Origin of the sequence: Kluyvera sp. Awk 3 (assembly GCF_028069715.1) — a bacterium.
In the GTDB taxonomy this organism is placed as follows: Bacteria; Pseudomonadota; Gammaproteobacteria; order Enterobacterales; family Enterobacteriaceae; genus Kluyvera; species Kluyvera georgiana_A.
In genome coordinates, this window is sequence record NZ_JANEWH010000131.1 from 1 (window position 1) to 11876 (window position 11876).

8 protein-coding genes are annotated in these 11876 nt (G+C 54.7%); all 8 read right to left on the reverse strand.

The window, feature by feature from the left end:
* Positions 1-138: 138 nt before the first annotated feature.
* Positions 139-1278: a beta-galactosidase BglB gene (bglB, locus tag NNN71_RS20295; RefSeq protein WP_163449512.1), complete on the reverse strand. Its 1140-nt coding sequence runs from the start codon at positions 1276-1278 to the stop codon at positions 139-141.
* Between the two features lie 4 nt (positions 1279-1282).
* Positions 1283-2869, reverse strand: a complete 1587-nt coding sequence (locus NNN71_RS20300) for an MFS transporter (protein WP_163449513.1) — start codon at positions 2867-2869, stop codon at positions 1283-1285.
* Between the two features lie 269 nt (positions 2870-3138).
* Entirely contained in the window at positions 3139-3534 is a 396-nt protein-coding gene (gene flhE, locus NNN71_RS20305) for a flagellar protein FlhE (RefSeq protein ID WP_271459205.1), read from the reverse strand.
* The gene (gene flhA / locus NNN71_RS20310) at positions 3534-5615 is read right to left on the reverse strand and encodes a flagellar biosynthesis protein FlhA (RefSeq protein WP_249023093.1); all 2082 of its coding nucleotides are present in this window, start codon (positions 5613-5615) and stop codon (positions 3534-3536) included. The genes flhE and flhA overlap by 1 nt, the downstream gene beginning before the upstream one ends.
* Positions 5608-6762 carry a flagellar biosynthesis protein FlhB gene (flhB, locus tag NNN71_RS20315; protein ID WP_163449521.1) on the reverse strand — a complete coding sequence of 385 codons (1155 nt, stop codon included), beginning with the start codon at positions 6760-6762 and terminating at the stop codon, positions 5608-5610. The genes flhA and flhB overlap by 8 nt, the downstream gene beginning before the upstream one ends.
* A 132-nt stretch (positions 6763-6894) precedes the next feature.
* Positions 6895-9555, reverse strand: a complete 2661-nt coding sequence (locus NNN71_RS20320; RefSeq protein ID WP_271459206.1) for an alpha-L-rhamnosidase — start codon at positions 9553-9555, stop codon at positions 6895-6897.
* A gap of 14 nt (positions 9556-9569) precedes the next feature.
* Positions 9570-10841: an MFS transporter gene (locus NNN71_RS20325; protein ID WP_442910522.1), complete on the reverse strand. Its 1272-nt coding sequence runs from the start codon at positions 10839-10841 to the stop codon at positions 9570-9572.
* Positions 10842-10944: 103 nt separating this feature from the next.
* Positions 10945-11796: a helix-turn-helix domain-containing protein gene (locus NNN71_RS20330; RefSeq protein WP_271459208.1), complete on the reverse strand. Its 852-nt coding sequence runs from the start codon at positions 11794-11796 to the stop codon at positions 10945-10947.
* Positions 11797-11876: the final 80 nt, after the last annotated feature.

The following is an 11876-nucleotide window of genomic DNA, read 5'->3' on the forward strand; positions in this document are numbered from 1 at the left end:
GGCTATTACTCATCACACAGGAATGCGATCCACTTAAAAATTTTTTATAACCAAAAGTGAAAATTTCAAAAAAATTTGATTAGGCGGGTAATAAAAAACCCGGCAACTGACGCTGCCGGGTGGCTGAAGAATGAGAACTTAGAAGAACTTACGTAAATACTCGGTCAGGCACAGGATCGCCATCGCCTGCCCGTACGGCATAGAGGTCAGCGGGATTTCGCGGTAGAAATCGAGGTTAGATCCCATCCCGGTACCGAAGGAGGTTTGCAGCAGTTCGCCTTCCGGAGATACGTGCTTCACAATGCCTTTGATCGCTTTTTCCGCAACGCTCGCATACTCCTGGCTGACGTAGCGCTTGCGCACCGCTTTCAGAATACCGTAGGCAAAACCGGCAGTCGCCGATGCTTCCAGATAGGAGTTCGGATCGTCCAGCAACGTGTGCCACAGGCCACTCTCATCCTGACATTTCGCCAGCGCGGCAATCTGTGCGTTCAGCACCTGCACCAGGTAACGACGCGTCGCGTTGTTCTCCGGCAGATCGACCAGCTCAAGGAAGTCTGGGATCACGATGGTCAGCCAGCTGTTGCCGCGCGCCCAGCGGGCGTTGGCAAAGTTGTGGTTGCCTTCGTAGCTCCAGCCATGGAACCACAGGCCGGTTTCCCGGTCCATCAGATTCTGCACGTGAAGCAGGAACTGATACACCGCCTCTTCCACGTATTCCGGGCGATTCAGCAGCTTACCGATTTTCGCCAGCGGCAGCACGGTCATCATCAGCGTGTCATCCCACATCTGCTGATGGTTTTCCTCCGCCAGAGTAATGTGCTGCATGCCGCCGTGTTCGGTGCGCGGCATCTCGTTCATTGCCCATTCCGCCCAGCTATCGAGCCACGGCAGGTACGCCGGATTACCCGTCTCTTCATAGCGATAGGCCAGCGTCAGGAACGGCGCCATGGTGTTGACGTTTTTGGTGGTCGCGCCCTCAGCAAAACGGTCAGCAAACCAGTTGTCGATAATATCGCGCATCGCCACATCGCCGGTCTGCTGGTAGTACTGATAAATACCGTACAGACCTACGCCATGCGTCCATTCCCAGCCAGCCCATCCTTTGGTATCAATGATACGGCCATCGTCCAGGCGCAGCAGAAATTGGCCGGTTTCATCCTTGATATTCACCAGATTGTTCGTCACCGTCTGAATCAAGGCTTTCAGCTCTTCCCGGGAGATAAAGCGCTCCGGCTGTCGTAATAATGGGCTATGTTTGACGGGCCAAACTTTCATATTCTTAACCTCTGTTGTAAGTCGAATTCAATGTTGCAGCCTGCTTCAGTGAAGGTGCAGCAGGTTTGTTACGATTCAGGTAGCCAATGTTGTTGTTGCCCCACAGGGATTCATAAGGCATCCCCGCCAGCATCTCGACCGTAGCGCGCGCCTGCGGTGTGACGGTCTCCGGCACCACGTGGCCAGACGCCCGCATTTTCGCGGTTTCTTCACGCAGCACGCTGTGAGTTTTCAGGTTCAGCTTAAAGCGCAGGGAAACGAGGAAGCCCAACGCCAATACGATGATGGTGCCCATGCTGAGGATCATCAGGATGGTATGGCTGACTTCAGGCGGCTGCGTTTTCTGGCCGGACACAAAGCCGGACAGCTGCATGATGATCCCCACCAGCATGACCGCACCGGCCTGAGAGGCTTTGCGGGTCAGGGTCATGATGCCGGCGAAGATCCCTTCGCGACGCTGACCGGTGATCACTTCATCAACGTCAGAAATATAGGTGTAGGTGTTCCACGGGACATAGTTGATGCCCCCGCGCCCCAGACCTGCGATAGCGGAGATCAGCAGCAGCAGCGAGTAGATGTCGCTCATGCCTGCGTAGTACAGCGCGGCATAGGAGAAAGACCCCAACCCAAACAGGACGACAACCATACGGTAGGACGGCGCCGGTCCGAAGCGGATGCACAGCGGGATCATGGCGATAACGGCAATGAACTGGAAAATCGCCATCGTGCCCAGCAGGTTAGAAGCCACGGAAGCTTCCTGCATCAGCACAAACACCACGTAGTAGGTAAAGACGGCGTTGAACACGTCCTGGGCAATATAGCCGCCGAGGTACATGCCCAAATGCTGGCGGAAAATCTTAATGCGCAGCGTGGAGCTCAGTTCGACAAACAGGCGGTTCATGCTCTGACCAAAGGTCAGGTGCTTTTTCTCTTCTTCCGCCTTCAGGGCTGCCGCTGTCCACTCTTCACGCGGGCGTTCCCAGGTGAAGAACCAGACGAAGGTCAGCATCAGCGCGCACAGTACGGAGAACACCAGGCTGGCGTAGAAGAAAGAGATAGCGTTGTCTTTACCAAAGTGAGTCAGCAGGATACCCGGCAGGAAAGAGGCCAGAATGGCGGACATCTGCGCCATACCGATACGCGCGCCGGAGAACTTGGTTTTCTGTTTGAAGTCGTCGGTCATTTCCGGTACCAGCGTTTCGTACGGCACCAGAATCATGGTGTAGACCACGTCAAAAATCAGATAGGTCAGGAGGTAATACCAGAAGCCCATGTCCCCTATCCACATAAAGGAATAGCTGAACACGCAAGGAATACCCAACAGAATAAAGAACTTACGGCGACCGAAGCGTTTACCCAACCACGTGGAGCCGAAGTTGTCGGTCAGGAAGCCCATTAACGGACTGACCACCGCATCCAGAACCCTGGCGGTGGCGAAGATAAAGGTCGCCTCAATGGGGCTTAACCCGCAGAAAGTGGTATAGAAATAGAGAAGCCATGCAGCGGTCAACGCTGTCGTACCCGCGCCGAGAAAATCTCCCGACCCGTAGGCGAAGTAATTCACCAGTCCTATTTTTCGCGTTCTATTCATTAGCCGTCAATCCTGTGCTTTTTATTATGAATCTCCTTCCCTCGCTAAGGCTGAGACAAAAGGAGTACTGACACGGCTACAGTAAAAGTATGCATCAAGGGATACCTTCCTATTTCTGCCAGTGCGGGCGTAGGGTTGGCAAAAATGCAAAGAGTCGTGGCATATGCATCACTGATTTATAAAACAACGTTTCTTTACAATCAAAAGCAGGGGCCAGAAATGCGAGCTCGCCACCAGAATCTGGCAGCGAGTGGAGGAATGTGCGGCGCTTAACGGTAGTTAACGATGATTTGAATGCTTTTAACCTGTAGAGCGGGAATTAATCGCCCGCCACCAGGAATTTCCCAAATAAAACGAAAGGGCTCCGCGGCAGAAACCTGATTGAACGCCATCGTGGTGCCGCTGAGGGCATCCAGCTCCGTACAGCGCGAAAGCGAACACAGTCGCGTGCGCAGTCCGGCAGGAATCGGTCCGTTGAGTTCATAGCGCCAGGCAACCAGCGTGGTTGCGCCCTGCACCGGTTGCGATGACGACAGAGGGCGTGATGAGGCCGCCACGCCACGATGGTTGAGCGTAATGCCAATATTGCTGGCCTGCCAGGCCCCCTCACCCGCCGCCTGCGCCAGACACGGCAGGAGGCAAAGCAGCGGAAGAAATCGCGGCATTATTTACCTCCAATGGTCGCGGTCATGCGGATATTACGGTTGTCGGAGAGTTCCATATTCGACAGCACCACCAGCTGCGGTAGGCTACGGCGCAGGAAGCGCGACAGCAGAGGACGCAGCGCGTGATTGACCAGCAGCACCGGCGGCGCGCCCAGCATCTCCTGACGCGCCAGCGCCTCCTGCGTCTGCGCCAGCAATCTGTCTGCCAGCCCTGGCTCCAGCCCGCCGCCGCCCTGCAACGCCTGCAGCAACAGGCGCTCCAGCGGCGTATCCAGCCCAATCACCTGCACCTCGTCGTTGCCCGGGAACCAGCGCTGGGTAATGGCCCGGCCCAGCGCCACACGCACCACCGAGGTCAGTTCGCCCGGGTCGGTCTGGATCGGCGCATGCTCCGCCAGCGTCTCGAGAATGGTGCGCATATCGCGAATCGGTACTTTCTCATCGAGCAGATTTTGTAGCACTTTGTGCAGCGTCGTCAGCGTGACTACGCCCGGCACTAAATCTTCGGTCAGTTTTGGCATTTCCTGGGTCACGCGATCCAGCAGCTGCTGTGCTTCCTGACGGCCAAACAGCTCCGAGGCATGCAGGCTGATTAAATGGTTCAGGTGTGTCGCCACCACCGTACTGGCTTCCACCACCGTAAAGCCCTGGATCTGCGCCTGCTCTTTTAACGCGCTCTCAATCCAGATAGCATCCAGGCCAAACGCCGGATCGGTTGTCACCTCACCCGGCAAACTTCCCGCGGCAGTGCCGGGGTTAATCGCCAGCCAGCGCCCCGGATAGGCTTCGCCGCTGCCAATTTCCACGCCTTTGAGCAGAATACGGTACAGCGCCGGCGAAAGATCCATATTGTCGCGGATATGTACCACCGGCGGCAGGAAGCCCATCTCCTGGGCAAATTTCTTACGGATGCTGCGAATACGCCCCAGCAGCTCGCCGTCCTGCTGAAAATCGACCATCGGGATCAGACGGTAACCCACCTCCATCCCCAACGTATCTTCCAGCTGTACGTCGCTCCAGGTGGCTTCAACGGCCTGTGAACTGCTCTCCGGCACGTTCACCGGCTGTGGTTGCTCCGGCGCTTTCATTTCGCGTCCGCGAATCCACCATGCCAGCCCCAGCAGCGCCGCGGTAAACAGCAGGAACACCAGGTTCGGCATTCCCGGCACCAGCCCCAGCAGCCCGAGTACCCCGGCGCTGAGCAGCATCACGCGCGGGTTGCTGAACAGCTGCCCCACCATCTGCTCGCCGACATCCTGCTCAGTGCTGACGCGCGTCACAATAACACCCGCGGCGGTAGAGATAACCAGCGCCGGAATCTGGGCTACCAGGCCATCACCGATGGTCAGCAGCGTATAGGATTCCGCCGCTTTGCCGAGATCCAGTCCATGCTGCAATACGCCCACCAGCAGACCGCCGATGACGTTAATCACCATAATCAGGATCCCGGCGATCGCATCGCCGCGCACGAACTTACTGGCGCCGTCCATTGAACCGTAGAAGTCGGCTTCCTGAGTCACTTCGGCGCGACGCTTCTTGGCCTCGTCTTCGCCAATAATTCCGGCGTTGAGATCGGCGTCAATCGCCATCTGTTTACCCGGCATCCCATCCAGCACGAAGCGCGCGCCCACTTCGGCGATACGACCCGCACCTTTGGTGATAACCATAAAGTTGATGATCACGAGGATGATAAACACCACGATACCGATGGCGAAGTTACCGCCCACGAGGAAGTGGCCGAAGGCTTCTACCACCTTCCCCGCCGCCGCGCCGCCGGTATGCCCTTCCATCAGAATGATACGGGTAGAGGCGACGTTCAACGCCAGGCGCAGTAACGTGGTGAACAGCAGAATGGTTGGGAAGGCGGCAAATTCCAGCGTGCGCTGGGTGAACATTGCCACCAACAACACCATGATGGAAAGTGCGATATTAAAGGTGAACAACAGATCGAGGACGAACGCCGGCAACGGCAGCACCATCATCGACAGAATCAGCAGGATCAGCACCGGCCCGGCAAGCACCTGCCACTGGGTAGATTTCAGGTTGCCGGGGAGACGCAGCATTGCGACAAGATTAGCCATCAGAGTCCTTCTCGTTCAAAAAATCCAGTGCCTCAGGCACCGGTATGTTATCCGGTTTTTTCGGCGGCACGCCGCCCGCCAGTCGCCAGCGCTTCAGTTGCCATACCCACGCCAGCACTTCCGCGACCGCCGCGTACAGCTGGCCGGGGATCTGCTGGCCGATATCGGCATGACGATACAGCGCACGCGCCAGCGGGGGGGCTTCCAGCATCGGTATTCGGTTCTCTTCACCAATTTCGCGAATGCGCAGCGCCACCAGGCCAGCGCCTTTTGCCACCACTTTCGGTGCGCTCATTTTGTTTTCGTCATACTGCAACGCCACCGAGTAGTGAGTCGGGTTATTCACGATAACGTCGGCCTTCGGCACGTCCGCCATCATGCGACGCCGCGCCGCCGCACGCTGCATCTGGCGAATACGCCCTTTCACGTGCGGGTCGCCTTCGCTCTGTTTGAATTCATCGCGGATGTCCTGGCGCGACATGCGTAGCTTTTTCAGATGGCTGTGGATTTGCCAGAAGACGTCGAACCCGACCATGGGAATGATGCCCAGCGCCACCAGCAGCGCGCACAGTCCGACCATGTTCAGCGCGTTACCCATCGCCGACAGCGGCGACTCGCTGACCAGCCGCATCATCTGCGGCCAGTGCATCCACAGGAAAAAACCCGCCACGGAGCCCATCAGCACCGCTTTCATAATGGCTTTGGTGAGCTCTGCCGCGGTTTGCGCGGAGAACATACGTTTAATGCCGGGCAATGGGTTAAGTTTGTCGAGCTTGAAAGCGAGCGATTTAGTACTGAATACCAGCCCGCCGAGCATCATCGGCGCCACCAGCGCCACCGTCACCACGCCGACAATCAGCGGCAGCAGCGCCAGCATGGCCTCTTTGAGCAGCAGAATAATTTGCCCAAGGATCAGATTAGGGTCGCTGACGATGCTGTGGTCAAAACGCAGCCCGCCAGAAAGAAGATTGGCCAATCGACGGGCGAGTGACTCCCCGCCCAGCCAGAGCACGCAAACGCCCACCAGCAGCATCAGCAGCGATGTCAGTTCGCGGGAACGCGGAATTTGCCCCTCTTCGCGCGCTTTTTCAAGCCGTTGGGGTGTGGGGTCTTCTGTTTTGTCGTCGTCGTCGCTTTCTTCTGCCACGGCTTCACTCTCGCAAATACGGTCGCGAGTATTATCGCGAGACGCGCGTTTGCCAATGCGCAGAATAAAGGAATGAAAAGGAAGGAATTCGACCGTTAACCGGTGACGGCGGCGCAATGGCCGCCGTGGATATTATCTGTTCTCACGCAGGAAAATGACGCGATAATGCCCGGAACCCACTTCAGCGCTGTAGCCGCCGTCCATCGGCGCAAATGCAATGCCGTTGGCGTCCAGCAGCGTCTGCGCCCCGTCAAGTATCAGCGTCGAGCGGGTGTTCGCCGGGATGTCTACCTCCAGCGTTACCGTCTGCGCGTCCTGCTGCCAGTGGACACAAATATCGCCGTACACCGATGAATAGCGCGCTTTCAGCCATTCAAGGCCACCGCCAGGCAGTGGACGCAGGATGGAATGCTTAAATCCAGGCTCATCTTCCCGGGTATTAATTCCCGCCGCCGCCCGATATAACCATTCACCGATGGCGCCATAGGCGTAGTGGTTAAAGGAGTTCATATCCGGGCTCCACATCGTGCCGTCCGGCTTAACGCCATCCCAGTGCTCCCAGATTGTGGTCGCCCCGGCCTTCACCTGATACAGCCATGACGGGAAATCGTCTTTTAGCAGCAACAGCCACGCGGCATCCACCTGACCGTTTTCACTGAGCGCATGGCAAAAATACGGCGTACCGACAAAACCAGTCACCAGGTGACCATCATGTTCGGCAAGCAATTCCAGTAGCCCTGCGACAGTTTTCGCTCTGTATGCTTCCGGCACCAGGTTGAAATAAAGCGCCAGAATATGCGCCGTTTGCGTTCTGACCGCCAGACGGCCAGTGGCAGTGAAGAATTCCCGCTGAAAACTCTCGACGATAGCCTGGTGTAAGGCGAAATAGTGCTGGTAGTCATCTTCTTCACCCAGCGCTTTCGCCGCTTTAGCAAACAGCAGCGTGGACAAGGCGAAATACGCCATGCAAATCAGAGCGTCAGGGGTGGCACCAAAATAACTGCCCTCTCTGGCATCCAACGCCACCCAATCGCCAAATTGCAGCTTGTAGCGCCATTGATTATCTACCGCATGGTTGCGCATAAAATCGACCCAGCCCTTCATGCTGGCGTACTGCTGACGCAACGTTTCCCTGTCGCCATACATCAGATACATCGTCCAGGGGTTGATCACCGCCGCATCGGCCCACGCCGCCGCCGCGACAGTACCGCCGTTGGTTAAATTAAGGTCGTTATCACTCTTGCCGGTGAGGATATCCGGCACCACATGCGGCACCGCGCCTTCTGGCGTTTGATCGTAACGTAAATCCGCCAGCCATTTGGCGAAGAAATTACGGGTCTGCATCAGATAGCTGGCGGTACGGCAAAATATTTGCGCATCACCGGTCCAGCCGAGCCGCTCATCACGCTGCGGGCAGTCGGTCGGAACATCGACAAAATTGCCTTTTAGTCCCCAAAGGATGTTGTGATGAAGCTGGTTTAAATCCGGGTTAGAGCAGACAAACTCCCCGGTTTGCCGCATCTGGCTGTGAATGACCACTGCCGTCACCTGGCTTAGCGAGAACTCACCGGGCCAGGATTCAATTTTAACGTAACGAAATCCCTGAAAGGTAAAGCGGGGATGGTAATGCTCTTCTTCCGCGCCCTTAAGGGTGTATTCAATCCGCTGTTTCGCGCTGCGAAGGTTGGCCAGGTAGACATTCCCCTGTGCATCCAGTACCTCAAAATGGCGCAACACCACTTTGTCTCCCGCCCTGCCTTTAACGCTAAAGGCCACCCAGCCAGTCAGGTTTTGACCAAAGTCGATCACCCGTTCACCTTTCGGCGTGGTAAAAAAGGAGACTGGCGCAATGGTTTCGATTTGCTGAACAGTGGCGTCGCCCTGCGCCCGAAGCACCGATAGGTCCGCGTCAATAACGCTCACGGCTCGCCACTTCCCGGCATCAAACTCCGCCATGTTCCAGCCGGGCTGTTCGAGCCGGGCATCATAAATCTCACCGTCGTAAATCTCAGAGAATAGCACCGGCGAGTAAGATGATTGCCAGTGTTCGTCTGTTCCCCATAATTGCCGGGTGCCATCTTTATAATTGATGACCACCTGACAGATAAAGGCAGTGCGCTCTCCGTAATAATTACGATAGCGGTTGAAGCTCATATCGCCCTTATACCATCCCGCGCCAATGCTGGCGCCAAGAACGTTGTTCCCCGCCTTCACCAACGGTGTTAAATCATAGGTCTGATAGAGCAGTTGATGGTCATAGCTGGTCCAGCCGGGCGTGAGTTCGTCATTCCCTACCTTGCGGCCATTGCAGTAAAGCTGATAGATCCCCAACGCGCTGGCATGGACAAATACCGATGCAATATCCTCTAATTTCGCCAGATGCAGCTGATTACGCAGAAGCGTGCCTTTTGAGATAACTTTATCCGCGGGTTCTTCCGCCGAGATAAATTTCCCCTGCCAGCACTCCGCCGGCAACCCGCTGACAAACTCGGTAGCCTGGCTCCATTCGCTACATTCCCCGTCGTTATCGCTGATTTTCACCCGCACGAAGTAACGTCGGGAAGGCATCAGCGCGATTTCCCGCAAATGAATGTGCTGCGACTGCGCGCTCTCCACCCTCTGGCTGTCGTACACTGGTTCAGCAAAACCAGCGTCTTCGCTCACCTGCAGCCGCCAGCTTTTCTGGATAACATGGTTTCTATCGCTTTGAATCTGCCAACCAACCACCGGGAAATCTTCCGTTCCTTGCAGCCGCTCGGCATAGTTAAACAGGATCTTTTCAACACGTAGCATATTTTACTCCAGGATCATTTTAAGCCAGATACAGAGTCCAGCGCTTCGGCCTCTGCGTTAAATTCATTCCGCTGTGTACCGTGAAAACAGAGCCAACCAGCAACGAGGCCAATACTCACAATGGTGACCAGCAGCAGGTAAAAGATGACCGGTCCGGCATCGAGCAGCACGGGGGTGACGAAAGCCAGCACCCCGCAGGTCAGGCGAGCAATCGCCACAATTAATCCCTGGGCGGTTGAACGCAGCATGGTGGGGAACGATTCCTGCGCCCACACTTTCATAATGCCTTCGAAGGCCAACCCGTTACCGACGCCAAGCAGGAACATGCTGCCGAGCAGCGCAGCGGGGGTGAAACGTAACACCGGCAGAATCAAATAGCCGGCGACCATCGCCAGAGCGCCGATGACGAAGAACGTCATGCGTTTAGGTGTATCCACAATGCGCATGAAAAAGAGATTGAAGAACAGACCGACAGGCATCATGCACAGCCCCCAAAGCGAGCTGGTGCTAATCGATATACCGACCACGTTGACGGCGATATAAGCGCCGAACTGTCCACCGGTGTTGGCGGCGAGGTTGGTAAAGGTATAGAAGACGCTCAGCGCGATAAAGGGCCACAGGTATTTGCCTCTGAGCAGATCTTTATAAGAAGACGTTTGCGCGCGCACGGTGGCGACGCCTCGTTTGAGTTCATCCCTTGCCACCAGCCACAACGGAGATTCAGGGATAGACAGGCGCAGCAGCAGCACGATCGCAGAGACAAGACAAACGTGCAGAAACAGGATTTGCGCTCCGAGCTTGCCCCAGTCTCCTACGATGGATGAAATTGCAATCGTGACGCCAATTCCCACGGTCCACAGCATATTAGACAGGCCAATAATTTTTCCGCGATTTTCATCATTGGCGGCCTCAGAAATTGTCGCGAGCGAAACCGGAAGATCGGCCCCCGTCGCCAGCCCCACCAGCAGTGTACCCAATAGCAGCAGTGGGAAATTAAGCCCAAATGCCAGCAACAAGGTACCCATCACAATCATTAACATGGTGAATATAAATACTTTACGGCGTCCAAGCCTGTCGCCTAATCTGCCGCCGCTAAAAGCGCCTAACGCAATAGCTAACGTTAGCAAGCCGGACAAAATACCAATTTCTACGGCGGTAATCCCGATCGTCTTTTGATAAATAACCAGCGCGGTGCCGTTGGAAATAATCGCCGCTGAATCAATATATGATGCCATTCCTGATACCACCCCAACATACCATGGGTTAGGTATTTTCTCTTTTGACATAACATTTCCCTTATTGAATAAAAATAGAAAATAAACATCATTGAAGACGCGAGGCAGCGCGCCGCCGCGAGATAACATCTCGCTTAACGACAAGAGCCACAGGTCAGGTTATTATTAAAATGCGTGAATGCAGTTCACGTTCATGCGTAGGCGAATATTTAAAATGGCGTTTATAGGCTTCAGTTAACCTGATGGTATTGGGAAAGGCGCAGCGCGCAGCGATTTCACCGACGCTTTTATCCGTGGTGCGTAATAGTTCCTGCGCCTTTAATATGCGATAAAGCAGTTGAAATCGCATTGGTGTGTAGCCAGTAACGCGTTTAATAAAGCGAAACATCGTGCGTTTGGCAATGCCGCTTTCATCGCTTAGCGCACTCCAGTCAAGCTGCCTGTGACAACTGAGCTTCAGCATGTTGATCAGACTGGCACGCCCCTTCTCCTCGCGGCTTAACGTGAATGCCTGTTTTTCACAAAAGCATAGCTCGTTGATGATATTTAAAAACAGGGTTTCCATATATAGAAAACAGCGCCTGTCATCGCCGCGCTCATTGCATGCAATAACGTCCTTACACCAGCATTCGATGCGCCTTAAGGCGGCCACAGACAACGTTTGAGCGCCGCTCTTTGGCCCTGGCGTCCGGATACATTCGAGCAAACTATCAATACCCTGTAAAAAATAAAATTCGCGGTCTCGACGAATTAATATATTAATTATTGATAAATTGTTAGTTGAAATATAACTATGCGTATCCTTGGTCGTCACGAGGAAAAAATCACCCTGACAGATAAACTGCACCACATCATTAATGATATGAAAACCGCTTCCTTCACGGACGATAACTATTTCATCAAACTCATGGCCATGCACGTCGATCTTTAACTGTTTATTAATCAGGAAAAGGCAAAATGCATGTTGGGCAGAATGAAAAAAATCATCTTCCTGTAAAATTTGCATAACTCCCCCTTGTTTTCATTCAAACAATAACATCCTGCCCTCAGTTTAAATAAGGTGATAGAAATATAAATATTATATTG

Coding starts and splice junctions, on each gene's coding strand:
- NNN71_RS20330 (WP_271459208.1), bottom strand. CDS start 11,796: ATGCAAATTTTACAGGAAGATGATTTTTTTCATTCTGCCCAACATGCA.
- bglB (WP_163449512.1), bottom strand. CDS start 1,278: ATGAAAGTTTGGCCCGTCAAACATAGCCCATTATTACGACAGCCGGAG.
- NNN71_RS20320 (WP_271459206.1), bottom strand. CDS start 9,555: ATGCTACGTGTTGAAAAGATCCTGTTTAACTATGCCGAGCGGCTGCAA.
- flhE (WP_271459205.1), bottom strand. CDS start 3,534: ATGCCGCGATTTCTTCCGCTGCTTTGCCTCCTGCCGTGTCTGGCGCAG.
- flhA (WP_249023093.1), bottom strand. CDS start 5,615: ATGGCTAATCTTGTCGCAATGCTGCGTCTCCCCGGCAACCTGAAATCT.
- NNN71_RS20300 (WP_163449513.1), bottom strand. CDS start 2,869: ATGAATAGAACGCGAAAAATAGGACTGGTGAATTACTTCGCCTACGGG.
- NNN71_RS20325 (WP_442910522.1), bottom strand. CDS start 10,841: ATGTCAAAAGAGAAAATACCTAACCCATGGTATGTTGGGGTGGTATCA.